This is a genomic window from Pseudomonas sp. S2_H01, from assembly GCF_054668305.1.
Genome location: NZ_CP162756.1, coordinates 5,442,292 through 5,465,963, shown reverse-complemented (window position 1 = coordinate 5,465,963; position 23,672 = coordinate 5,442,292). Strand labels below are relative to the sequence as shown.

The following is a 23,672-nucleotide window of genomic DNA, read 5'->3' as shown; positions in this document are numbered from 1 at the left end:
GCTTTCCTTTGGCCTTGCGTGAATGCGTGGTCGCGCCGTTGCTGTTCAGAGCATCGGGGTAGACGAGGAAAGAATATAGAAGGCGTCGTCAGATAACCAAACATTCATGAACATTCAGTTGTTTTTTTGAATACGTAGTCGCGTTTGATCCTACGGTGGACGTCAGATGCGTTGAAGGGAAAAACAGCATGACGAATCCGGCGGGCGCCGGACTCGTTTCTCAAAGGCATTTGAGACGCTTCGCAGCTCAGTCCTGCAACGACTCAACGCCCAACTCGCTCCACACCTCTTCCGCCAGGTGAAACGACGCATTGGCGGCAGGGATGCCGCAGTAGATCGCGCTCTGCATCAGCACTTCCTTGATCTCGTCGCGTGTCACGCCGTTGTTTTTCGCGGCACGCAGGTGCAGGCGCAGTTCGCCTTCGCGGTTCATGCCGATGAGCATGGCGATGGTGATCAGGCTGCGGGTGTGGCGCGGCAAACCCGGCCGGGTCCAGATGTCGCCCCAGGCGTGGCGGGTGATCATTTCCTGAAACTCGCCGTTGAAGGGCGTGAGCTTCTCCAGACTGCGGTCGACGTGCGCGTCGCCCAGTACAGCCCGACGGACGTTCATGCCCGCCTCGTAACGTTGTTTTTCGTCCATTTTGCTCTCGTCGGATTTAACGAAGATTGAAGGCCTGATGCTCAGCCACCGCGCGTTTGACCCAGCGCTTCGATTGCCCCAGGTATTGCGCGGGATTCAGCAGATTGTCCAGCGCCTGTGCTGACAGCTGCGCCGTGACCTCAGGCTCGTCGCCCAAGATTGCCCGCAGGTGCCTGCCCTGCTCGACAGCGCGGCGGCAGCATTGCTCGATCAGATGGTGGGCTGCGTCGCGACCGATCCGCTGTGCGAGCGCAATGCTCACCGCTTCGGCCAGCACCAGCCCGTGGGTCAGGTCCAGGTTCTGGCGCATGCGCCCGGCGTCGACTTCAAGGCCGGGAATCACCGCCAGTGCCTGCTGCAACGACCCCGATACCAGGCAGCACAACTCCGGCAGGGTGTCCCATTCCGCATGCCACAACCCCAGGCTGCGTTCGTGTTCCTGTGGCATGGCGCTGAACATGGTGGCGACCAGACCCGGCGCCCGGGTGGCGGCGCCGATCATCACGGCGGCCCCGACCGGATTGCGCTTGTGCGGCATGGTCGATGAACCGCCCTTGCCCGCCGCTGCGGGCTCGAACACCTCACCGGCTTCAGTCTGCATCATCAAGCTGATGTCTCGACCGATCTTGCCCAGCCCTCCGGCCACCAGGCCCAGCCAACTGGCGAACTCCACCAGTCGGTCGCGCTGGGTGTGCCACGGCTGGTCCGGCAGGTTCAGTTTCAACTCCCGCGCCAGCGCTTCGGCAATCGGAAACGCCATTTCACCCAGCGCCGCCAGGCTGCCCGACGCGCCACCGAACTGCAGGCACAGCAGACGAGGCTTGAGTTCCCTGAGCCGTTGCCGATGCCGAGTGATTGCGCCCAGCCACCCGGCGATTTTCGCGCCGAGGGTAATCGGAGTCGCCTGCTGCAACCAGGTGCGGCCCGGCATGGGCACACCGGCATGCCGCTGAGCCTGTTGCGCCAGCGCGTCGGCCAGATGCTCCAGGTCCTTGTCCAACAGAGTGATCGCGCTGCGCAGTTGCACCACCAGCCCACTGTCCATGGCGTCCTGGCTGGTCGCGCCCATGTGGACGTATCGCTCGGCTTTCTCGTTGCGCGCGGCAATCTGTCGACCGAGGGCCTTGACCAAGGGAATCGCCGAATTGCCGGCATTGCCAATGGCAACCGCCAGCGCATCGAAGTCGTAAAGCGACGCGTCGCATGCCGCGACGATGTCGTTCACCGCCTCGGCCGGGATCGCGCCGATGGAAGCCTCGGCACGCGCCAAGGCGGCTTCGAAATCCAGCATGCCCTGCACGCGTCCTCGGTCAGAGAACACCTCCCGCATGCCCTCTTGAGTGAAATAGTGGTCGAAAAGTTGATTGCCGGGTCTGTTCAACGTACTGCTCCTGACGGATCGTCCCTACCTTTGATGTCGCCTGCGATCAGAAATCGAAGAATACGGTTTCGTCTTCACCCTGAACGCGGATGTCAAAACGATAGGCTAACTGGCCATCGACGCTGCACCGTTTAGCGATCAGTGTCTGGCGTCGCTGCGGTTGCTCGATCAGATTGAGCACCGGATCCGCTGCGTTACTCGGGGCTTCGTCATCAAAGTACAGGCGCGTCTGCAGATGGATGTTGATGCCCCTGGCGAACAGGGAAACGTTGACGTGGGGCGCCATCGGTACGCCAGCAGCGTTCAGGACAACGCCAGGTTTAACGGTCTTGACCTGCCATTCACCCTCATCGGTGGTGGCTGTGCGGCCAAAGCTGTTGAACGTTTTGCTCAGGTCGTAATCGCTGTGGTAACGCCCCTCGGCATCGGCCTGCCACAGTTCCAGAAACGAGTCCCGAATCAGGTGGCCATTGCCGTCGTAGACGTGCCCCAGCAACACAATGTGCTCGCCGGTCGCGCCCGGACGGGCCATTTCGTTCCAGATTTCCTGTTCCCGTGCCGGGTTGCCTGCGGCTTCGAGTGCCAGACCGATGTGCACGTAGGGCCCTGCAGTCTGTGATGGGGTTTCCGGCAATATTTGAACGGGCATGGGCAACCCTCCTCAGACGTTTTCGAAGTGTGTCTTGCGCTGACCGCGCAGGACGATATCAAAGCGGTAGGCCAGGCAATCCATCGGATTGGCCATGCTCATGTCGAGTTTGGCAATCAGGCTTTGCACCGCGTCCGCATTGGCGATGGACTTGACGATCGGGCACATCCCGATCAGCGGGTCGCCTTCGAAATACAGTTGCGTAATCAAGCGGGTCGAGATTGATGGACCGCTGACGGACACATGAATGTGCGCGGGGCGCCAATCGTTCGGGCCGTTACGCCATGGGTACGGGCCGGGCTTCACGGTGCGAAAGCTGTAGTTGCCCTCGCGGTCCGTCAGGCAGCGACCTACGCCACCGAAATTGGGGTCCAGCGGCGCCAGATACGCGTCTTTTTTGTGCCGATAACGGCCGCCAGCATTGGCTTGCCACATTTCCACCAGCGTGTGAGGCACTGGCTTGCCGTACTGATCGACGACCCGGCCAGCCACGATGATGCGTTCACCGATCGGCAAACCACCGTTGTTGAAATTCAACAACAGGTCGGCGTCATGACGGCCGAATTGCAGGTGGGAGAAATCGGGGCCGCTGGTCTCGGAAATCGATTGCGGAATACTGACCAGTGCCTGCTGTGGAGAGCGCAGGATCGAGGTCTTGTAATCAGGGGTCAGGGCTTTCGGGTGCCAATTACGGTCGCGGATGGCGAAGCGGCTGTCGAGTGCGTCGGACATGCCAGTCTCCTGTTTCTAGTTATTGGAGGTCTGCGCCTGCTCGTGCCCACCGGTAAACGGTGCGGCCATGCAGGCGATGACGCAGTGTCCCGCGCCATCGACCTCGGCAACACTGAAAATAACGCCGACATCCATAACCAAACGGTTATGGATAGGTCCCCTCGCGATAGGCCTGCCCGACTTCCCGCAACGTCTCGACACACCACTGCGCGGGAATCGACAGCGGCAACGCCGGGTTACTGCACAGGCCCACCGAGCCGCCCGGCTCGCGAATTCCGAGCTCGAGCTCGACCAACTCACCCGCTTGCAGATCCTGGCGCACCGCATCGTATGGCGCGATCCAGACCGCATCACTGCATTGCACGTAGCGGCGGCTGAGGGTCAGGGACAGCGTTTCAAGCCGCTGGCGTGGAGGATCGATACCGTGCTGGACAAACAGGCTGTCGGCAAACTGGCGGATGGTGGTCCCCGCCAGCGGCAACACGACCGGGAAGTCTTCAAGCGTCAGCGAACCCTCGCCTGTGGTCAGCAACGGATGCCCCTCGCGCACCACCAACGTCATCGATTCGCTGTACAGGTGCTCGAAACTCAAGCCGAGGATCTGTGGGCTGTCGGTCATGCGCCCCACCACCAGATCCAGTTCGCCCAGGCGCAACTGCGACAGCAGATACGCGCTCGGACCTGTCGCGACGCTGACCACCAATGCCGGGTGTCTGGCATGTAAGCGACAGATGACCTCGGGCACCAGCAGGCTCTCCACGGTCGACAACACCCCGAGTCGCACCGCCACCGGCGCATGCTCCCCCGAACGCAGACTGTTCACCCCTTCGCGCAACGCCTGGACGCAGGGCCCGGCGTACCGCATGAAGGCCACGCCCGACTCGGTGAGTGCCGCCCCGCGCTTGCTGCGCACGAACAGGCTGGCGTTGAGCAGGCCTTCCAGCTCCTTCAGGGTTTTGGACAATGCCGGCTGACTGATCGCCAGTTTGTCCGAGGCTTTGGCCAGGCTGCCTTGGCGCGCCACTTCAAGGAAACACACCAAGTGTCGGAATTTGATCCGCGTATCGATGTTCACGAAGGTTTTGCCACCGGCACGGTAAAACGGAACACGCTGCCCACGCCCAACGCACTGGACGCGGTCAACTCACCGCCATGGGCTTTGACGATCCCCTGCGAGATGTACAGCCCCAAGCCGGTACCGCTCGGATTGCCTTCCCGTATGCGCCAGTAACGCTCGAAGACATGAGGCAGTTGATCCGGGGCAATGCCAGCACCGGAGTCGACGATGCTCACGGCGACGAAATCGCCCTCCAGGGTCGCCGTCACGCTGATCAATCCTTCCTTTGGGGTGAACTTGATGGCGTTCCCCACCAGATTGGACAGCACCTGAAACATCCGCTCAGGGTCGGCCATGACCTTTAGCTCAGGCTCGCCTGAGAACGTCAAGTCGATGAACTTGTTCAGCGCCAGCGGCGTCAGCAGCGACCAGGCGTCCTCGAAGAGCTGGCTGATCTCCACTGCCTGCGGAGCGATGGAATAACGGCCAGCCTCGATCTTCGCGGTGTCGAGCAGGTCCTCCAGCAGGTTGGTCATGCGCGCCGTGGCTCGCTGCAACGTATCGATTGCCGAGTTCAAGCGTTTGGACGCCGGACTCACATCGGCAGCGATCAACCGTTGCATCATCCCGCACTGCATGACGATCGCGGTCAACGGACTGCGCAAGTCGTGGGACACCACCGCCACCAGTTCGTCTCGTGCGCGCACGGCGTCTTTCTCGCGCAATACCTGCCGCGACAAATCCGATTCCAGTGCAGACCGCCGCAAGTCGGACACCGCATAAACGTCGCCGACATCCCACTGCCGGGCTGTGCCATCGACCTGTTGCTTCCAGACTTCAAACGATTCACGCGGCTGCAAGCGGTTGCCTACCACGACCTTCGACATGTCCGGGTTGCCGCTCCACTGCACGCTGTCCTTCTGCTCGGGGCGAAACCACAAGACGGCGTTGTCCACCGGCTTTGGCAAACTGAACGCCAGCAGACCACTGGCAACCCGCGAGTACGCCCGTGCAGGCTCATAAAGCGCACCCAGACTGTCCGTGGTCACAACGCTGTCCGACGCCTGCACCCAGGTTTGCAGTGCCTTCACTTGTTCAGCCGATGGGCATTTACCAAACAGATGCACCTGATCCTCGATGACGACCGCCAGGCCACCGGCGTCGACGAGGGCCAGGACGTCTTCAGCTTGCTCGATCAAGCCGTGATACACATCGCCTTCAGCTTCGGCCATTGCTGTGGCGAGCATGTTGAGCAGACCGCCCTTCGCCTGACGCTGGCGCTGTGCGTTCAGTTCTTCGAGCGCGCTGATCTGCATCGAGAGCACTTGGCCGATGGTCTCGCAGGCCACCCGCAAGGCAGGCGGCACTCGCAACGGCTGGCGATTGCCGCAGCTGATCAGGCCCCACAGCCGATCATCCTTAAGCAGCGAAATGCTCATGGACGAACGCACGCCCATGTTCTGCATGTACTGACAATGGATTGGCGACACGCTGCGCAACACTGCATACGCCATGTCCAGCGGCTGGCCCGTGTCTGGCCGCAGCGCTGGCACCATGGGCACAGGGACGTAAGCGGCATCGGGAATGATCCGCAGCCAGTTCAGGCGATACAGTTCGCGCGCCTGCTCGGGAATGTCGCTGGCAGGGAAAAACAGGCCTTGATAGGCGTCCAGTTCAGAGGTGGCGGACTCGGCGATGACCTGACCGTGGCCCGCCTCCTGAAAACGGTAGATCAGCACGCGGTCGTAGCCGGTCAGCGCACGAATCTCGGTGACGCTGATCTCGTAGAGTGCCGACAGGGTTTTCGCCGATTGAAGGCGTCGCAGCGTGCGGGTGAGGCGTTGATCAAGCGAGCGCCCGACAGCGGCAGGGTCGGCCTGAACCGGCTCAAGCTCGATGAACAGCAGGCCGTCGTGGCGATGGATCAGCCCGTCGACCGTCTGGTCGCCGATCCGCAGCGACATGGGGTTGATCTCGTCCAGTGACTCGGATAGCAAGCGTTCCCGCAAGCGCTCGGAGGGTTCGTTGCCGAGCCAGCCGGACAGCGGCTGGCCTGACTGCGGCGCGGGAGCATCGGCCAGCAACGATTGAGCGTTGGCGCTGACTTGCTGAACCGTCCACGTGGCTTCGTCCACTGTCAGCAACACGCCATGGGGCTGAATCGCGCCCGGAATCCGGATCGGCTCGTCAGCGCAGTTCTTCAGCAACGTCTGCAAATCGTGTTCAGAGGTCATCGCAGCACTCCTTTGCATTCCAGCCAGCAGGCGAACGAAGCAAACGTGGCGCAGGCCGAATCCACCACTTGCTGGTTGTCGTCGGGATGATCGAAGCCTGCCAACTGTTTGAGGAACGCCTTCCACAAGCGTCCTGTGTCCCGGCCGTAGACATCAAGGAATTCGCCGCCGCTGTCGGCGCCGATCGACAGTCGCTCGGCGATGATGCGGCGCAGGACTTGCCCACCCAGCGTGGCGCCTTCCATGACGTACATCACGCCGAGCAGATCGGCCTCGCCGTTAATAGGCGGCAGGTCGGCGCACAACGGCAACGCCTCGATCTGAGCGTCGTTCAGCCCCAGTGCACGCAGGTCTTTCACCAACGCCGGGACCTTTTGCCGATCGGGCTGAACGAGGTGCGGGGCATGAAACCGCTCGATTTGCCCTTGCAGCGGCGCATGAAAACCGTAATACGCCTGGATAATGCGCTGATAGGCATCCCGATCAAGGTCGGGGTGCGTCAGCGGCAATCGGGCCTCCAGCGCCTTGTGTTGCGCCGCAGTGGCGGCACGCAGCATCTGCAGCACGCAAGGTGCCTGGGTTGCAGCGCTGGAGAGCGTTAATTCGGGGGTAGCTTCAACCAAGGGCGGTGGCGTCCAGTCAGGATGGAAATGGCTTGGAGTACAGCGACATCCGCAGGTTCAAGGCAGATGGCTACCGCGCACACTAAGGGGCGCGGCGCCAAGGTGCAAACCTCTCGATCAAAAGATGTAATCAGTGGTCAGGAAGCTTGATTCGCGGTTGTGAATAATGTCGCTGATCAGTGCCTTGTTACTCTCCTGGAACTTGGTGGCCACCAAGGTCCGGATCGAGAACACACGCAGTGCGTCATGGACCGACAAGGTGCCTTCTGCCGAGTTTTTGCGGCCATTGAACGGGAAGCTGTCAGGGCCACGCTGGCATTGGGCGTTGATGTTGATCCGGCCGACCTGATTGGCGAACGCATCGACCAGACGTCCGACCTGCTTGGAGTCGTTGCCGAAAATACTCAGTTGCTGGCCGAAGTCCGAGTCGAGCACGTATTCGATGACCGTTTCCAGATCACTGTACGCCACCACGGGCACCACCGGTCCGAACTGCTCTTCGTGGTAAACGCGCATGTCCGGGGTCACCGGGTAGAGCACAGCCGGGTAGAAGAACTGCTGATGGGTCTCGCCACCGCCTTCGTTGACCACTTTTGCGCCTTTGCTCACGGCGTCGTCGACCAAGCCCTGCAGGTAGTCGGTCTTGCCGGGTTCTGGCAGCGGTGTCAGCGAAACGCCCGGTTCCCACGGCATGCCCGGTTTGAGCTGCGCCAGCTTCTCTTCGAATTTCTCGAGGAAGCTGCCAACGACGTTCTCATGCACGAACAGGATCTTCAGCGCGGTGCAGCGCTGGCCGTTGAACGACAGCGAGCCGGTGATGGCTTCACTGACCGCATTGTCCAGGTTGACATCGGGTAAGACGATGCCCGGGTTCTTGGCGTCCAGACCCAAGGCTGCGCGCAGACGGTGAGGTTTTGGGTGCAGCTTCTTCAAGGCGCTGGCGGCCTTGTTGGTGCCGATGAACGCAAACACGTCGATCTTGCCGCTGGCCATCAGCGCGCTCACGGTTTCACGGCCGCTGCCGTAAATCACGTTGATGACGCCCGCCGGGAAGCTGTCGCGGAAGGCTTCGAGCAGCGGACGGATCAGCAATACCCCGAACTTGGCGGGCTTGAACACCACGGTGTTGCCCATGATCAGCGCGGGAATCAGCGTGGTGAAGGTTTCGTTCAACGGGTAGTTGTAGGGACCCATGCACAAGGTGACGCCCAGCGGAACGCGACGGATCTGGCCCAGCGTGTCCTGTTCGAGCTCGAAACGGCTGGAACGGCGGTCCAGCTCCTTCAGTGCGTTGATGGTGTCGACGATGTAATCGCAGGTGCGGTCGAACTCTTTCTGCGAGTCCTTGAGGTTCTTGCCGATCTCCCACATCAGCAGGGTGACCACGGCATCGCGCTGTTCGCGCATGCGCTTGAGGAAGGTTTCGACATGATGGATGCGGTCAACGACGCGCATCGTCGGCCAGGCGCCCTGCCCGCGATCATAGGCTTTGACGGCAGCGTCCAGCGCGGTCATCGAGGTGTCTGCGTCCATCAGCGGTGTGCTGCCCAGCACCACGGACTCAAGGCCCGCGTCGGTTTTCAACGACACCGGACTGAGCACCGGTGCCAGCGGTCCTTGCCACTGACGCAGCTCGCCATCCACCAGGTACTCACGCTGCTCGATGGCAGGCCCTGCGCGGAACTGCTCAGGAATCTCATCGGCCCTTGGGTACAGGTTGTCCAGGCGGTTTTGCAGGGTCATCTCTCTCTACCTCTTCCAGTCGGTAATCGTGCGAAACACACTACGCCACAGGTCGAAGGGAATGAAAAGACTTGCGACGAATGTCACGGTGGCGTGACAGAGGATGCGACCTTTAGAAACAGCCGTTCATCCGCGGACGGGGCTTGCCAGAGCTGGTATCGCAGCGTCGGAGGAAAGTGCGTCAGACACCGTATTGGTGGGAGCCGGCTTGGTGCGGGCCGCGTTCGGACGAATGCGGTGGGTCCTCTGACATTTTCGCCACTGACCCACCGCGTTCGCTGCCCTCGTAACCTCGGACGTCTCCTACCGGTATGGCGGCGTCGGAGGAAAGTGCGTCAGACACCGTATGGGTGGGAGCCGGCTTGGTGCGGGCCGCGTTCGGACGAATGCGGTGGGTCCTCTGACATTTACGCCACTGACCCGCTCGGACGTCTCCTACCGGTATGGCGGCGGTTCAGGCCACCGCCGTCTGGTTCCGACCCTGCGCCTTGGCCCGGAACAATGCTTTATCAGCATCGTTGAGCAGCATGTGCACGTCACGGTCAGCGCCGTTCATCGAAGCGACCCCGATGCTGGCGGTGATACCTTCGACGTGCTCGCATGCCAGCTTCGCGATGGCCTGACGCAGCTGCTCGGCCGTGGCCTCGGCGTCGTCGATTGAGGTGTCGGTGAGCAGTATCGCGAACTCTTCGCCGCCCAGTCGACCGCAGAGGTCGACATCGCGGATGGACTCGCAAATGACGCCGCCGATCTGTCGCAGCACCTTGTCGCCCGCCTGATGGCCGTACGAGTCGTTGATGCGTTTGAAATGATCGATGTCCAACATCAATACCGACAGCGGCACCCGGTTGCGCTTGCAGTGCTCGTAGGTCTGCTCGGCCTGTCTGAAGAACGCCCGACGGTTCTTCAACCCGGTCAGTTCATCGGTTTGCGCGGCATGGTTGGCGATGCTGTGCGCGTATTCCATTTCCCGCGTCAGCCGAAACGCCGTTTCCATGGCCTCGGACAGTTTGCGGGTTGCGCTGATCACGAACGAGACAAACACCAGTGTGGCAGCGGCCATGCCGATCTGCGTCGGCGCGGGCTGGAACAGCAGCCAAAACGAACAGGGCAACAACACCAGCGAGATCGACACGATGGTCATCGAACGGTAAGCGGAATAGCAGGACACTGCGCTCACTGACATCCCCACCGTAAACAGCAACACCAGACTCTGCGTCACCAGGTCATTCAGATGCATCAGTGCCAGCGCGCCACCACCCCAGATGGCAGCCGACAGTGCCAGTGTCAGCCAGTAGCGGCGCTCCCAGCGTTGCGGCGTGCGGGTTTCGACCGGGCTTCGAAAATACGTCACCAACAACACGATGCGCAGCGAGGTGGACGCACACAGCAGGCCCAGCCAGACCAGAATCACCTCGTGACCGACACGATCCCAACACAGCCAGCTCAACATCAGCGCAGCCAGAAAGCTTCCCAACACAGAGAAAAACGTCTGGCGAAACAATAAGTGCAGACGATCGGTTCGCACCTGCGCCCGTATCAGGGCATCGCGTTCGTGCTGATGCTCAAAGAGGTACATCGGATGTGCCTGCCCAACCCACGGTGACATGGCCGGATTGTGGCACCCGGCCATGAGGCAGCACAACTCACGCTCGCCTAAACGGTGGAGAATTCCAGCCTGCGCACTGAAAAACAGTGGGCATTGACCAAAACGGCCAGTCCAGAGCCGTTAATCGGTCCGGGACCGAACGTTCAGTTCCAGTCAACGAATCGGTTTGCCGACCGTGACACCCGACATGGAGCCTGAGAGGTCGCTCGCCTGATCGGGCGATTCGGCAGGACGATCAAGCGGGTGTGCTTGCATGGCCCGACGACCCGCGAGCACACTGGGCGCGAGATCGATATCAACGCACTGTTTTAAACAGGAAGGATGAATAATGACCACGCACACCGAAACCGCTCTGCTGGCTGGCGGCTGCTTCTGGGGCATGCAGGATCTGCTGCGCCGCTACCCTGGCGTCCTGTCCACGCGCGTGGGCTACTCGGGCGGCGACGTTGAGAACGCCACGTACCGCAACCATGGCACCCATGCCGAAGCCATCGAAATCGTGTTCGATCCGAATGTGATCAGCTATCGGCAGATCCTGGAATTCTTTTTCCAGATCCACGACCCGTCCACGGCCAATCGCCAGGGCAATGACATCGGCGTGAGTTACCGCTCCGCGATCTTCTACCTCAGCGAAGAACAGAAACGCGTCGCGCTGGACACCGTCGAGGACGTCAACGCGTCGGGTCTCTGGCCGGGTAAAGTGGTCACTGAGCTGGCGCCGGCTGGCGCGTTCTGGGAGGCAGAACCTGAGCACCAGGATTATCTCGAACGCATTCCCAACGGTTACACCTGCCACTTCATCCGCCCGGACTGGAAGCTCCCGAAACGCGCTTGAGGCTCAGTGACAGACCCGTGGGCTTGCTCACGAAGAGGCCGGCATGAACGCCACCGATCCGCTGGATTCGCCGACGCCTTCGTGAGCAAGCTCACTCCCACAAAGAACTCCTTAAAACGCGCGGCTCAGCGGAGACGACCACGCGGTGAAACAGGCTGTGGATTCGGCGTGGCGTGAGCGCGTTACCGCGCCTCATCGCGCCCCGTGCTTCCGGGCGCGATGGGTTTGCGCAAGCGTTTGGGCTGCCGCGTCAGAACGGAGCGGAATGTGACGGCCATCCGGGTGCCCGATTCTGCCAAAGCAGGCCCTCTGCGGTTGTGCGCCGGTCTGGCTGCGTATACTCCGGGCAGCGACAAAGCGGCAGGCTTTGAATCCGGAGGCCCCATGTCAGAAAAACGTCTTACTCAGCGCCGGTCCGGCACGTACGAGGCTTCGGACCCGGCATGGTCCCACCACTACGACATGTCGCTGCTGCGGCGCGACGTCGATGCGACCTACCGTCTGCTGCCCGACCCGGCCAGCGGCGTCACCATCAGCCCTCTTCTCCCGCCTGCTCCTGCGCACCGGCTCGCCATGCTTGAACTCTGGGCGCCGAGCATCACGCCCGCGTCTCAAAGCGTCATCACCCAACATACGCCGCCAAACGATCCGCAAGCCGACTTTGCCAGCAACGCTCACTTGCAGGTCATGGGCGAGCTGACGGCCTCCATCGCCCACGAAATCTGCCAGCCGCTCTTGGCTATCGCCTCTAACGCCGCAGCATGCCTGCGTTGGCTGCAACGGGAAAAACCAGTGGTGAGTGAAGCGATTGAAGGGCTCAGGGATATTCGCGCCGAGTGCGAGCGCGCTGCCAATATCGTCGCCGCCCTGCGTGCACTGACCCGGCAGTCGCCCTGCAATCCGCAACGTGTGAACGTCAATGACGTGATCCTTGAAGCGGTGAGGCTTCACGGGCCCGCGCTGGCGGCGGGCAATGTCGCGTTGGTGATCGACTTGCGCGCCGATCAGCCTGTGAATGCCGATCCTGTGCAGGTTCAGCAACTGGTGTTCAATCTGATTGCCAATGCCATGGAAGCGATGGCCGGCGTGGAATCGCCGGGCCCGATTGTGCGGCTGTCGTCCAACACGCTGCAGGACGGTGTGCAGGTGTCGGTGGAGGACAATGGTCCGGGGATACCGGTTGAGGACAGGCAGCGGATTTTCGAGGCGTTTCACACCACCAAGGAAAGCGGGCTGGGGATGGGGCTGACCATTTGCCGTTCGGTGGTGGAGGCGCATAAGGGTAATTTGTATGCCGAGGGCTCGGAGTTGGGGGGTGCGATGATTCGGTTTCAATTGCCGACGGGGTGCAGGAATCACTGATTTCCTGCACGGAGGTCGGGTTGGGTTGGGTTGGGGTGTATATCCGTTTCTTGCGGCGGCCCTGCTAGAGTCTGGCTAACGCCAGACCTGTTTCGCCTCCGGCGAGTTACTTGAAAACCGGAATGCCGGACCATCCCCAAGTAGCCAAGGTCCAGCTCCCGGTTGGGCCCGACTTCGTCGGGTTGCTTCTCTCCGGCGACGCTCCGTGGGCCCGCCGCCATCGGCCATCCATGGCCGGGGGCGGCTCTCGCGGCATCCATGCCGCTCGGCCCCCTACGCGCCACCTGCGTTCAGCCTGCACCCAAGTCGCGATGTGTGGTGTCTGGAGTGTCGAGGCAGGAAAATCAAAAGCAAAAGCAGTCGCAAAATAAGTGTTTTGGATTTCCGCTGTGCTTTTGATTCTGCCAAAGGCGTAGGAGCGACCGGGGTGGCGAATGGAGTGATGCAGGGGGGGATCTGATCCGGTGACCCGTGAGTCAGCTGTACCGGAAATTCCTTGAATTGGCCTAAACTGCCGCCTTGAAAGGCTTGTACCCCGTTGGCATCCGCTGATCGGGGTCGCGATGAAGGCGGTTGAGGCATGCAAGACCCTAATGTTCATAAAACCGTGGTGATGGTGCTGTTCAACGACGTGCTGATGCTCGACGTGACCGGCCCAATGGACGTTTTTTCGATTTCAAATCGCCTGCTGCCGAAGGAGAAGCAGTATCGGCTGCTTACGGTGTCGGACCGGTCCGGGCTGGTGCGCAGTTCTTGCGGTCTCAAGGTCCACGCCGATCTGCGACTGCAGGACTGTCCCGCTGACGTTGACCTGCTGCTGGTCCCCGGTGGCCCGGGCGCTTACGGCTTCACCCACCCGGAATTGACCGCCTGGTTGCCGGCTGCCGCAAAAAGCGCTCGACGCTTTGGCGCGATCTGTACAGGGATCTTCCTGCTCGGCGAAGCCGGTTTGATTGATGGCTATCGCTGTACCACCCACTGGAACTATGTCGAGCGCTTGGCTCAGCGTTTTCCCGAGGCGCGGGTGGAAACCGAGCAGATTTACGTCATGGACCGCAACCTGATCACCTCAGGCGGTATTACGGCGGGTATCGACATGGCGCTGGCCGTGGTCGCCGAAGATCACGGCAAGGACATCGCGCTGGAAGTCGCCAAGGTGCTGCTGGTGGTGATGAAACGCCAGGGCGGTCAAACCCCTTATGGTCCACTGCTGGCTGCGGTACCTCGTGACGGCAGTGCCATCGCCAAAGTCCAGGCGCACGTCGTGGATCATATCGAGTCGCCCTACACCATTGATCGAATGGCCGAAATCGCGGCCATGAGCCCGCGCAATTTCGCCCGTGCGTTCCAGCGCGACGTCGGCATGACGCCCATGCAGTACGTGCAAAACGCGCGCATCGATCACGCCCGCAAGCTGCTGGAATCCTGCGACGTCCCGCTTAAGGTGCTGGCCTCGCGCTGCGGTTTCGGCAGTGCGCGACACATGCGCAAAGTGTTCAGCGAGCGTATTGGACTGTCGCCGAATCAGTACCGGCAGCAGTTCGGCGGCGAATGACCGAGGGCTGGTTTTGTATCACTGTGTATCTGGATCGCGCCGGGATACGCAGGCATTCATCCGCCGGATGATTCGACACACGGCAGATACGTCGTCGCGTTGAAATGCACGCACGGTTTGAAGGGGCCCCGCCGGGTCCCCTGGCCATGAACGTGTATGGAGACATCCCCATGAAGCTGGCATTGCAGAACACCACCACCGGCCGTCTGTTCACCGCATCCCTGCTCGCGGCAAGCCTGTTTGGCGTGCTGGGCACGGCCCAGGCGCAGGACACTGCCACGACGTCCGCCAATGCTGTCAGCCATGCGGCGCCCTCGCCGTTCGGCCCACTCAAGCACGTCAAGGCTGGCCTGCTGGATGTGGCGTATGCCGAAACCGGCCCGGCAGACGGGCAAGTGGTGATTCTCCTGCACGGCTGGCCGTACGATATTCACAGCTATGACGACGTCGCGCCTCTGCTCGCTGCAAAAGGCTATCGCGTGCTGATGCCGTATGCCCGTGGCTATGGCGATACGCATTTCCTGTCCGACAAAACCCTGCGTAACGGCCAGCCGGCTGCGCTGGCCAGCGATGTCATCGACTTCATGGACGCGCTCAAGATCAAGCAGGCCGTGCTCGGCGGTTATGACTGGGGCGCGCGCTCCGCTGACATCGTCTCCGCACTGTGGCCGGAACGCGTGAAAGCGCTGGTGTCGGTCAGCGGCTACCTGATCGGCAACCAGGCAGCCGGCAAGAACCCACTGCCACCCAAGGCCGAACTGCAATGGTGGTATCAGTTCTATTTCGCCACCGACCGCGGCCGCGCCGGCTATGAGAAGAACACCCACGATTTCGCCAAACTGATCTGGCAGACCGCTTCGCCGAAATGGGCATTCGACGACGCCACCTATGATCGCAGTGCCAAGGCGCTGGAAAACCCCGACCATGTCGACATCACCGTGTTCAACTACCGCTGGCGACTGGGCCTGGTTGCCGGTGAGTCACGCTACGAGGCGCTGGAACAGAAACTCGCCACGGCCCCGTCCATCGGCGTGCCGACCATCACCCTGGAAGGCGACGCAAACGGCGCCCCTCACCCGGCACCCGAGGATTACGCCAAGCGCTTCACAGGCAAATACGAATTCCGGCTGATCAACGGCGGCATCGGTCACAACCTGCCGCAAGAAGCGCCGCAGGCGTTCGCGCAAGCGGTGATCGATGCGGATCATTTGTAATGCTTGACGATTGACGTCGGCAAGGTGTGGCGAGGTGAGGATCGGGCCGGTAGGCTTGGCATCAGGCAGCCAGACCGATCCAGTGCTGGCGACCGGGCAGATGCCCAGGGTCGTCAGCGCTTGAAAGACCTGCTCCCGGCAAGGCTGACTGCCCAGAGACTCCAGGTAACGGTCATTTGCCTGAGCGATCATCAAACCTCAAAGGTGGCCACAATGCATGAACTTGATTCCCTGACCCAGGGCCGGCCCATTGCAATCGTCGGCGCGGGTCTGGTCGGCGCGGGCTGGGCACTGGTCTTCGCCCGGGCAGGACTCGCCGTACGGATCTATGACGCAAACCCGGCGATCTCGAACGCCTCGATCCCGCTAATCGAACGGCAGATCGCAGACCTCACCGAATTCGGGCTTTTATCGGAATCTGCCGAGTCCATCCTTGCGCGCCTCACGGTGTGCGACACGCTGCAACAGGCCGTCAACGGTGCAGCGTATGTTCAGGAATCGATTCTGGAGCGCACCGATGTCAAACGGGCGCTCATGCTCGAACTGGACGCCATCGCCGGCCCCGACCTGATCATCGGCAGCTCCACGTCAGGCATCCCCGCCTCGGCGTTTGCATCGGAGTTGAGCATTTCGTCGCGCGTCATCATTGCTCATCCGGTGAACCCGCCGTACCTCGTTCCCGTGGTTGAAATCGTGCCCTCGCCGTTCACCTCGTCCTCGGTCATTGCTTTTACGGCGGCACTGATGGAGGCCGTGGGTCAAAGCGTTGTACACGTGCGTAAAGAAGTGCCCGGCTTCGTGCTCAATCGCCTTCAGGCCGTGCTGTTGCGCGAAGCGTGGGCGTTGGTGGAAGAAGGCGTCGCGACCTGTGAGGACATCGACAAAACCGTGCGCGACGGGCTGGGTTGGCGGTGGTCGTTCATGGGGCCGTTCGAGACGATCGATCTCAATGCCGTCGGCGGTGTGGCTGATTATGCGCAACGTCTCGGGCCGCTCTATCGCGGCATTGCCGACTCGCGCTCCCACACCGAAGAATGGAGCCCGGAGCTGATCAAAACCGTAGAAGACCAGCGCCGCGGGTTCCTGGCGTTCGATGAACTGGAAAAACGCCGTGCATGGCGCGACCGTCAGCTCATGGCCTTCAGCGCGCAGCGGCGCAAGGACGATCAGCGCTGATCAACTGACCCTCTAAAAGGCGGCCCTCACCTGAGGGCCGCTTCGGTTATTGCGCTGTCCAGCCACCGTCGATCTTCAACGCGGTGCCGGTGACCATCCTTGCAGCAGGCCCTGCGAGGTAAAGCGCCCCGCCGACGATGTCTTCCATCGTCGCCATGTGCCCCATCGGAATCTTCGACACCAGAAAGGCTTCCTTCTCAGGCGTGTCGACGATCTTGCGCACCAGCGGCGTATCAACGAACGTCGGGCACAGCGTGTTGACCCGAATGCCCTGCCCGGCCAGTTCGACCGCCATCGCTTTGGTCAGGCCTTCGATGGCGTGCTTGGTCATGCAATACACCGTGCGATTGGGTGAACCGACATGCCCCATCTGGGAAGACACATTAATGATGACGCCGACGTCAGGCCCGGTATTGGTCAGCATCTTCTGCACCGCCGCTTGCGCGGTGACGAAGCAGGCCCGTACGTTCAGGTTGAGCATTGAGTCCAAGTGTTCATCCGTGACCTCAACCATAGGCTCGGGGTAATTGATGCCTGCGTTATTCACCAGGATGTCCAGCTGTGGAAGATCATCGATCACCGCACGAATGGCGGCGCTGTCGGTGACATCGCAAACCACCGTGCTGACGCTGCCGCCTCGCCCGCGAATCACGTCGGCGACCTGATCCAGATTGGATTGGGTGCGGGCGACCAGCACCACATCAGCTCCTGCGGCACTGAAAGCCAGTGCGACGCCCGCGCCAATACCGGATCCGGCGCCCGTGATCAGGGCGACCTTGCCATCCAGTCGAAAAGAAGGCATCCCCAAAGTGTCGTATTCGCCTGCCAAGTCACTCTCCTCTCACGGTGTCAGATGTCGTTCGCTCATCCGGGCTGACCCAGTCGGCGTTGCCGGCCGTCGGTCCATCATTCTGCGCTATGCATACGCATGCAAGCACATCATAGAACGCCACACAACGTTTTCAAAGGGATGACGCGAACGATCGTGACATGATTTCAGGCGGGCGCTGCCTTCAGCCAATCACCTCGGCGTAGACGTTTCGATCAATGTTGGCACCTGACAGGATGACGCCAACGTTCTTGCCTTTCATCGCCTCACGCTCCTGCATCAACGCCGCCAACGCTGCAGCGCCTGCGCCTTCTGCCAGGTTGTGGGTGTCGGCGTAGTACACGCGCATGGCCTCGGCAATCTCCTCATCGGCGACGGAGACGATCCGTTGCGCACCTTCTTTGTAGATAGTAAACGCTTCCGGAATCGGACCGCGAACCGCCAACCCGTCGGCAAACGTATTGGCCGACGCCGTCTCGCGTAACACCCCCGCTTCGAACGATTGCCTGGCAGCGTCCGCTTCAGTGGACACCACGCCGACCACATGGGTGTTCAGTTGCAATGCGTCGCGCACGGCGATCACGCCGCAAATGCCCGACCCGCAACCAATGGGCACATAGACGGTGTGCAGGTCAGGCGCGGCGGTGAACAATTCCAGCGCATAGCTCGCCACGCCTTTGACCAACGCCGGGTGGTAAGGCGGAACCAGAAAAAGGCCATGGGTTTTCGCCAGCCGCGCGGCTTCGCCACGGGCTTCGTCGAAGTCCCGGCCGTACTCCACGACTTCGCCACCAAAACCGCGCATGGCGTTGTTCTTCTCCACGGAGTTGCCGACCGGCACCACGATCAACGCCCGCATACCCGCTGCACGGGCCGCCATCGCGAGGCTCTGCCCGTGGTTGCCGCGAGTGGCCGTGACGATGCCCTCGACGTCCGGGTGCGCGTTTTTCAGCCACTGCATGAAGGTGATACCGCCGCGCACCTTGAAAGCACCCGTGGGCGTGTGATTTTCGTGCTTGACCCACACGGTGCAACCCAGTCGCTCAGCGAGCAAAGGCCACGCATATTGGGGCGTTGCAGGCATCACGCGGTACACCTGCCGGGCGGCGTCTTCGAGGTCTTCGCGAGTCAGTCGGTGCATGGTTTCCTCCAGCGTTCTGTTTGGTCGCAGTCTAGGCACCGAGCGGTGTCGCTGGCTTTCAAAAAACCCACCTGACCTTTTGCCGGATTCTTGAGTACTATCGCGCTCATGAGCCGTCCACACCGCGTCACCTCATCGCCAGTTGCCGAGCCGGTCCGCCGCGCCGATGCAGGGCCGTGGACGATCGAATTGCTGCCCGCGTCCCCTTACGAAGCGCGCTATGTCGCCACGCAGTCCAGCGTCGGCTTTGCGTTCGACAGCCAGCGGGGTACTCACGCCATTGGCAGCGATCGCCTGCGTCCTTTCGCTGCCGTGCCCAACGGGCTGGCGTTTGTGCCCGCGGGCTGCGACGTGTTTTCAGCGTCTCCCGACGGCGGTGAATACCTGTTGCTCAAACGCAACGACGGGGGTTCGTTGAATGGCGAGCGAGCGTTCAACAACCTGATCGACGCTCAGGCCATTCGCCTCGCACACCGCATGCGCAATGCATTGCTGCGTGCATCGGTCGCCGATGACTGGGAGGCATGGGCCATCGCTCTTGCCGAACGGACGGCTCAATCGCTCCCGAACTCGGTCCGTTCAAGCACCTCAATGACCAGCAAGCGATTACGTTTACTCGATGAGTACATCGACGCGGGCCTTGATCGCCCTATAAGCGTTCAAGCGATGGCGAATCTGCTGGAACTGTCAGAAGGCTACTTCATGCGCGCCTTCACCCACGCGACCGGGAAAACCCCACACAGCTACCTCATCGACCGACGCGTGGCCCGCGCCCGCGCACTGCTGCGCGACGCCCGCGTCAGTGTCGCGGACGTCGCTCAGGCATGTGGTTTCTCGTCCCAGGCGCACCTGGCGACGACGTTCAGGCAGCGGCTGGGTGTGAGTCCGTCGCAATTACGGAGGTAAGCTCAAAAACGCGTTCAAACCTGGTCAGGACGTGTAGCTGTAGAGCCAGGTTCCGCCCGGTCAGCTGCGCTGTAACCATTGCTCCCGGCTCAGCTCCCAGACCTCCTTGCCCAGCGCGCCGCTAACGAAATGCCCTTCGGTGACCTCAATCAACCGCATGCCTTCGCGTTCGGATACCCGTCGGGAGGCTGCGTTTCCAATCGCCTTAGGGACCTGCATCAGAGGACGATCCAAGGTTTCGAACCAGTATCGGTTGATGACCTTGCAGGCCTCCTGCATGTAACCCTTTCCCTGCCAGGCCGGTGAAAGCCAGAAGCCTCGATGGTTGCCCGGCTGGTCATACAGGCTGATGCTGCCGATGCATTGCTCGGGTGTCTGATTGAGACGAATCATCCAGTGCCACTCGTTTCCGGCGGCTATCGCGGGCAAGGCATGACCGCGCACGTATTGCTCCGCGCCGTTTTCCGGGTAAGGCCAAGGCACGCGACGGTCGAGGTAGCGAACCACCTCCCAATGGGGAAACAGATGCTGAATGGCCGGAATGTCCGTCTCGGCAAGCGGGGTGAGAAGGAGTCGATCAGTTCGAAAAACGGGGACGCTGTCCATGGCAGGCACTCGCTGTCAGTCGACGGGCATCGTATCAAACAGGTGACGGAGCCCGCACAGCTCCGTCACTGCAGGCGTAAGCTTGCTCTGGGTTGCACAGGCAATGCCGATGTGGCTACCTGCACCGGCCTGTTGGTGAGCACGCTCACTCCCACACTCCGAATCTCGCCGGGCGCCTATCGCAAACAACACGACGGGCGCTGATCCGGCTTTCTCACCCTTACCGCGCCAGGTGACGCTCAAGCACCACTTCCAGCGGATGACGCAGCTGTCGATCAGCCAGACGCTTCACCTGGCTGCGACATGAATACCCCGTCGCCAAGGCTTCGCCCTGTTTGTCCAGTTTGGTCGCCCAGGATTGCTCGAAGATGGTCCGGGAGGTGTCCTGATTGCGCGCCTCGTGGCCGTAGGTGCCGGACATGCCGCAGCAGCCAGTGGCTTCTGTGACCAGCGTGAGGCCCATGCGCGCGAAGACTTTTTCCCATTGGGACGTGCTGGCCGGGACGTTGGTTTTCTCGGTGCAGTGCGCCATCAAACGGTATGCCTGGGTCGCCGGCTGCGGATTTTCCGGCAGCACGTCGATCAGCCATTCCTGTGGCAACAACACCTTCGGGCAATCGCTTAGCCCCGGCACCTTCTGGTATTCCTGGCGATAGACCAGGGTCATCGCAGGGTCCAGGCCCACCAGCGGCACGCCGCAATCGGCCAGTGCCTTGAGCTGAGTGCCATTGCGCACCGCCGCCTTGGCGAACGCGCCCAGAAAACCTTGCACGTGCAGCGGCTTGCCATTGGCGCTGTATGGCGCCAGGAACACGCGATAACCCAGTTGATGCACCAATTGAATGAGCGACGCCAGCAACGGGGTTTCGAAGTATCGGGTGAAGGCGTCCTGCACCAGCACCACGCTGCGTTCCCGCTGCGCCGGGGTCAGTTCACGCAGCGCCGGGACGCTGGCAACCTCGACTTTGCAGGCGCGCAGCGTCGATTGCAGGTTGTAGCGATGGATCAACGGGCTGTCGAGCATGCCCACGTGGCGCTCCAGCAAACCGCTGACCCACTTGGAGCCCATCACCGCGTTGTACAGGCCTGGCGCATACGCCATGTAGGGAATGGTGAATTCCAGCGATCCGATCAGGTAGTCACGCAGTGGACGCTGGTACCGGCCGTGGTACAGCTCCAGAAAACGCGAGCGGAAATCCGGCACGTTGACCTTGATCGGGCATTGCCCCGCGCAGGATTTACACGCCAGGCAACCGGCCATGGCGTCATAGACCTCGTGAGAGAAGTCCGGCTCGCCACGCTGGCGCGACAGGTTGTTACGCAGGCGTTCAGGCAGGCCCTTGATCCACGACATCTTGCCCCGCGCCGCTTCCAGCACATCAATGTTGGCTGCACCTTGCAGGCGCAGCCACTCGCGAATCAACGACGCGCGCCCTTTCGGCGAATGCTGACGCTCACGGGTGGCTTTCCACGAGGGGCACATCGCGTCGTTCGGGTCGAAGTTGTAGCAGGCGCCGTTACCGTTGCAATGCACCGCGCTGCCGAAACTCTGCCAGACGCGCTCGTCGATGGTGCGGTCCAGATCGCCACGCAGGGTGACTTCGTTGACCTTGAGCAAGCCTTCGGTGGCGTCGGGCGGCGTGCAGATCTTGCCCGGGTTGAGCTGGTTGTGGGGATCGAACGCGCCTTTGAGTGATTGCAGCGCCGGGTACAGCTCACCAAAGAACGCCGGGACGTATTCCGAGCGCAGGCCCTTGCCATGCTCGCCCCATAACAGGCCGCCATAGCGTTGCGTCAGTTCAGCGACGGCGTCGGAAATCGGCTTGACCAGCGCGGCCTGTGCCGGGTCTTTCATGTCCAGCGCCGGCCGGACGTGCAGCACGCCGGCATCAACGTGGCCGAACATCCCGTACGCCAGGCCATGGCCATCCAGCAGCGCGCGGAATTCGGCGATGTAATCAGCCAGTTTCTCCGGCGGCACGGCGGTGTCTTCCACGAAAGGCTGCGGACGAACCTCGCCCTCGACGTTACCCAGCAACCCCACAGAACGCTTGCGCATGGTGTACACCCGCGTCACCGCCTCGGCGCCTTCGGCCAGCGTGTGACCCAGGCGTTCGATGGTGGTGTCGGCTTGCAGGTGTTCGACGAACGCCGCGACCCGCGCATTGACCTCATCAATTTCATCCCCGCTGAACTCCACCAGGTTAATGCCCAGCGTCGGGCGCTCGGCATCGGCGGGAAAATATTCAGCGACGCTGTGCCAGACGATGTCTTTCATCGCCAGCATCAGGACTTTGGAGTCCACGGTTTCGATGGACAGCGGCTTTTTCGCGAGCAAGGCATTGGCGTCACGCAAGGCGTCCATGAAGCTGCTGTAGCGCACGTTCACCAGCACCGAGTATTTCGGAATCGGCAACACATTGAGCTTGGCTTCGACGATGTAACCCAACGAGCCTTCAGCGCCGCACAGCACGCTATTCAAGTTGAACTGCCCTTGCTCGTCACGCAGGTGCGCCAGGTCGTAACCGGTCAGGCATCGGTTGAGCTTGGGGAAGATCGATTCGATCAGGTCGCCCTGAGTCTCCTGAATCTGCCGGGCGGTGCGATACACCTCACCGATACGGCCAGGTTGAGCGCATGCAACCTCCAGGTCCGCATCCGACAATGGGTGACTGTGAAGACGCTCCCCGCCCAGCAACACGCTGTGCAATTCCAGGACGTGGTCGCGGGTCTTGCCGTAGGTGCAACTGCCCTGCCCGCTGGCATCGGTGTTGATCATCCCGCCAACGGTGGCGCGGTTGGAAGTCGACAGTTCCGGAGCGAAGAACAGACCGTGAGGTTTGAGCGCGGCGTTGAGCTGATCCTTGACCACGCCCGCCTCCACGCGCACCCAACGCTCGGCGACGTTGATTTCGAGAATGGTGTTCATGTGCCGCGACAGGTCGACGACGATCCCGTCCGTCAGTGACTGGCCGTTGGTGCCGGTGCCGCCGCCGCGCGGTGTCAGCCTGATCTGCCGGAAGCGCGGCTCGGCCATCAACGTCGCAATACGCGCCACATCATCGGCGTCCATTGGGAACACCGCTGCTTGGGGCAGGCGCTGGTAAATCGAGTTGTCAGTCGCCAGCACCGTGCGGGTGGCGTAGTCGGCACTGAGCTGGCCGCGGAAACCGCTGGCGCGCAGGGCGTCGAGGAATTCAGGGTACTGGGCCGCAGGTAACGCGGTGGGCAGCCGGGCGATCATCGTGGGATGGCCTCTTGTCGGTCTATTCACGGGGAACATCAAAATACTTGTCGCCTGAGCATTAATCGGTCAGCCTCAGGTCGTTATGCTGCCAATGATCCTGCAGGTTCCAGCGAGACACAAACGCAAATTC

19 protein-coding genes are annotated in these 23,672 nt (G+C 61.6%); 6 read left to right on the top strand and 13 right to left on the bottom strand.

Annotation, left to right across the window (positions count from 1 at the left end):
• Positions 1-247 precede the first annotated feature (247 nt).
• From pcaC to AB4N84_RS24300, 9 genes are all read right to left on the bottom strand, one after another.
• Positions 248-643 (bottom strand): 4-carboxymuconolactone decarboxylase, encoded by a 396-nt coding sequence (gene pcaC, locus AB4N84_RS24340; protein ID WP_460043580.1) that lies wholly within the window; start codon positions 641-643, stop codon positions 248-250.
• A gap of 16 nt (positions 644-659) precedes the next feature.
• Positions 660-1,973, bottom strand: coding sequence for a 3-carboxy-cis,cis-muconate cycloisomerase (locus AB4N84_RS24335; RefSeq protein ID WP_460047122.1), 1,314 nt, complete (start codon positions 1,971-1,973; stop codon positions 660-662).
• Between the two features lie 97 nt (positions 1,974-2,070).
• On the bottom strand, positions 2,071-2,673 hold the full coding sequence (pcaG, locus tag AB4N84_RS24330) for a protocatechuate 3,4-dioxygenase subunit alpha (RefSeq protein WP_074751232.1): 603 nt from the start codon (positions 2,671-2,673) through the stop codon (positions 2,071-2,073).
• 12 nt (positions 2,674-2,685) lie between these two features.
• Positions 2,686-3,405: a protocatechuate 3,4-dioxygenase subunit beta gene (gene pcaH / locus AB4N84_RS24325; protein ID WP_460043579.1), complete on the bottom strand. Its 720-nt coding sequence runs from the start codon at positions 3,403-3,405 to the stop codon at positions 2,686-2,688.
• Positions 3,406-3,550: 145 nt separating this feature from the next.
• Entirely contained in the window at positions 3,551-4,480 is a 930-nt protein-coding gene (gene pcaQ, locus AB4N84_RS24320) for a pca operon transcription factor PcaQ (protein WP_460043577.1), read from the bottom strand.
• Positions 4,477-6,696: an ATP-binding protein gene (locus AB4N84_RS24315; protein WP_460043575.1), complete on the bottom strand. Its 2,220-nt coding sequence runs from the start codon at positions 6,694-6,696 to the stop codon at positions 4,477-4,479. Before AB4N84_RS24315 ends, pcaQ begins: the two co-directional genes overlap by 4 nt.
• On the bottom strand, positions 6,693-7,253 hold the full coding sequence (locus tag AB4N84_RS24310; RefSeq protein WP_074751415.1) for a biliverdin-producing heme oxygenase: 561 nt from the start codon (positions 7,251-7,253) through the stop codon (positions 6,693-6,695). The genes AB4N84_RS24315 and AB4N84_RS24310 overlap by 4 nt, the downstream gene beginning before the upstream one ends.
• Positions 7,254-7,436: 183 nt before the next feature.
• Positions 7,437-9,062, bottom strand: a complete 1,626-nt coding sequence (locus AB4N84_RS24305; RefSeq protein WP_460043573.1) for an NADP-dependent glyceraldehyde-3-phosphate dehydrogenase — start codon at positions 9,060-9,062, stop codon at positions 7,437-7,439.
• A gap of 454 nt (positions 9,063-9,516) precedes the next feature.
• The gene (locus AB4N84_RS24300; protein ID WP_460043572.1) at positions 9,517-10,671 is read right to left on the bottom strand and encodes a GGDEF domain-containing protein; all 1,155 of its coding nucleotides are present in this window, start codon (positions 10,669-10,671) and stop codon (positions 9,517-9,519) included.
• 328 nt (positions 10,672-10,999) lie between these two features.
• On the opposite strand from AB4N84_RS24300, the gene msrA reads away from it, so the two are divergent.
• The 5 genes from msrA to AB4N84_RS24275 all read left to right on the top strand — a co-directional run bounded on the left by msrA (position 11,000) and on the right by AB4N84_RS24275 (position 16,813).
• The gene (msrA, locus tag AB4N84_RS24295; protein WP_460043570.1) at positions 11,000-11,506 is read left to right on the top strand and encodes a peptide-methionine (S)-S-oxide reductase MsrA; all 507 of its coding nucleotides are present in this window, start codon (positions 11,000-11,002) and stop codon (positions 11,504-11,506) included.
• A 384-nt stretch (positions 11,507-11,890) separates the two neighbouring features.
• Positions 11,891-12,868 carry a sensor histidine kinase gene (locus tag AB4N84_RS24290; protein WP_460043569.1) on the top strand — a complete coding sequence of 326 codons (978 nt, stop codon included), beginning with the start codon at positions 11,891-11,893 and terminating at the stop codon, positions 12,866-12,868.
• A gap of 580 nt (positions 12,869-13,448) precedes the next feature.
• The gene (locus AB4N84_RS24285) at positions 13,449-14,423 is read left to right on the top strand and encodes a GlxA family transcriptional regulator (RefSeq protein WP_460043568.1); all 975 of its coding nucleotides are present in this window, start codon (positions 13,449-13,451) and stop codon (positions 14,421-14,423) included.
• A gap of 170 nt (positions 14,424-14,593) precedes the next feature.
• Positions 14,594-15,637, top strand: a complete 1,044-nt coding sequence (locus tag AB4N84_RS24280) for an alpha/beta fold hydrolase (protein ID WP_074751248.1) — start codon at positions 14,594-14,596, stop codon at positions 15,635-15,637.
• Positions 15,638-15,850: 213 nt separating this feature from the next.
• Positions 15,851-16,813, top strand: a complete 963-nt coding sequence (locus tag AB4N84_RS24275; RefSeq protein WP_460043567.1) for a 3-hydroxyacyl-CoA dehydrogenase — start codon at positions 15,851-15,853, stop codon at positions 16,811-16,813.
• A 46-nt stretch (positions 16,814-16,859) separates the two neighbouring features.
• Here the strand turns inward: AB4N84_RS24275 and AB4N84_RS24270 are convergent, their stop codons facing one another.
• Positions 16,860-17,642 carry an SDR family NAD(P)-dependent oxidoreductase gene (locus AB4N84_RS24270; RefSeq protein ID WP_460043566.1) on the bottom strand — a complete coding sequence of 261 codons (783 nt, stop codon included), beginning with the start codon at positions 17,640-17,642 and terminating at the stop codon, positions 16,860-16,862.
• 184 nt (positions 17,643-17,826) lie between these two features.
• Positions 17,827-18,783, bottom strand: a complete 957-nt coding sequence (locus tag AB4N84_RS24265; protein ID WP_460043565.1) for a threonine dehydratase — start codon at positions 18,781-18,783, stop codon at positions 17,827-17,829.
• Positions 18,784-18,891: 108 nt separating this feature from the next.
• Here AB4N84_RS24265 and AB4N84_RS24260 point away from each other — a divergent pair, with 108 nt between their 5' ends.
• On the top strand, positions 18,892-19,689 hold the full coding sequence (locus AB4N84_RS24260; protein ID WP_460043563.1) for an AraC family transcriptional regulator: 798 nt from the start codon (positions 18,892-18,894) through the stop codon (positions 19,687-19,689).
• Positions 19,690-19,749: 60 nt separating this feature from the next.
• Here the strand turns inward: AB4N84_RS24260 and AB4N84_RS24255 are convergent, their stop codons facing one another.
• Together AB4N84_RS24255 and ydiJ are read right to left on the bottom strand one after the other, a co-directional pair.
• A complete protein-coding gene (locus AB4N84_RS24255; RefSeq protein WP_460043562.1) occupies positions 19,750-20,295 on the bottom strand; it encodes a GNAT family N-acetyltransferase in 546 nt (181 codons plus the stop codon).
• A gap of 220 nt (positions 20,296-20,515) precedes the next feature.
• Positions 20,516-23,539: a D-2-hydroxyglutarate dehydrogenase YdiJ gene (gene ydiJ / locus AB4N84_RS24250; RefSeq protein ID WP_460043561.1), complete on the bottom strand. Its 3,024-nt coding sequence runs from the start codon at positions 23,537-23,539 to the stop codon at positions 20,516-20,518.
• Positions 23,540-23,672 lie beyond the last annotated feature (133 nt).

Bases quoted from the DNA above. Each gene is read 5' to 3' on its own strand.
- pcaC (WP_460043580.1), bottom strand. From the start codon at position 643: ATGGACGAAAAACAACGTTACGAGGCGGGCATGAACGTCCGTCGGGCT.
- AB4N84_RS24335 (WP_460047122.1), bottom strand. From the start codon at position 1,973: ATGCGGGAGGTGTTCTCTGACCGAGGACGCGTGCAGGGCATGCTGGAT.
- pcaG (WP_074751232.1), bottom strand. From the start codon at position 2,673: ATGCCCGTTCAAATATTGCCGGAAACCCCATCACAGACTGCAGGGCCC.
- pcaH (WP_460043579.1), bottom strand. From the start codon at position 3,405: ATGTCCGACGCACTCGACAGCCGCTTCGCCATCCGCGACCGTAATTGG.
- AB4N84_RS24315 (WP_460043575.1), bottom strand. From the start codon at position 6,696: ATGACCTCTGAACACGATTTGCAGACGTTGCTGAAGAACTGCGCTGAC.
- AB4N84_RS24310 (WP_074751415.1), bottom strand. From the start codon at position 7,253: ATGCTGCGTGCCGCCACTGCGGCGCAACACAAGGCGCTGGAGGCCCGA.
- AB4N84_RS24305 (WP_460043573.1), bottom strand. From the start codon at position 9,062: ATGACCCTGCAAAACCGCCTGGACAACCTGTACCCAAGGGCCGATGAG.
- AB4N84_RS24300 (WP_460043572.1), bottom strand. From the start codon at position 10,671: ATGTCACCGTGGGTTGGGCAGGCACATCCGATGTACCTCTTTGAGCAT.
- msrA (WP_460043570.1), top strand. From the start codon at position 11,000: ATGACCACGCACACCGAAACCGCTCTGCTGGCTGGCGGCTGCTTCTGG.
- AB4N84_RS24290 (WP_460043569.1), top strand. From the start codon at position 11,891: ATGTCAGAAAAACGTCTTACTCAGCGCCGGTCCGGCACGTACGAGGCT.
- AB4N84_RS24285 (WP_460043568.1), top strand. From the start codon at position 13,449: ATGCAAGACCCTAATGTTCATAAAACCGTGGTGATGGTGCTGTTCAAC.
- AB4N84_RS24280 (WP_074751248.1), top strand. From the start codon at position 14,594: ATGAAGCTGGCATTGCAGAACACCACCACCGGCCGTCTGTTCACCGCA.
- AB4N84_RS24275 (WP_460043567.1), top strand. From the start codon at position 15,851: ATGCATGAACTTGATTCCCTGACCCAGGGCCGGCCCATTGCAATCGTC.
- AB4N84_RS24265 (WP_460043565.1), bottom strand. From the start codon at position 18,783: ATGCACCGACTGACTCGCGAAGACCTCGAAGACGCCGCCCGGCAGGTG.
- AB4N84_RS24260 (WP_460043563.1), top strand. From the start codon at position 18,892: ATGAGCCGTCCACACCGCGTCACCTCATCGCCAGTTGCCGAGCCGGTC.
- AB4N84_RS24255 (WP_460043562.1), bottom strand. From the start codon at position 20,295: ATGGACAGCGTCCCCGTTTTTCGAACTGATCGACTCCTTCTCACCCCG.
- ydiJ (WP_460043561.1), bottom strand. From the start codon at position 23,539: ATGATCGCCCGGCTGCCCACCGCGTTACCTGCGGCCCAGTACCCTGAA.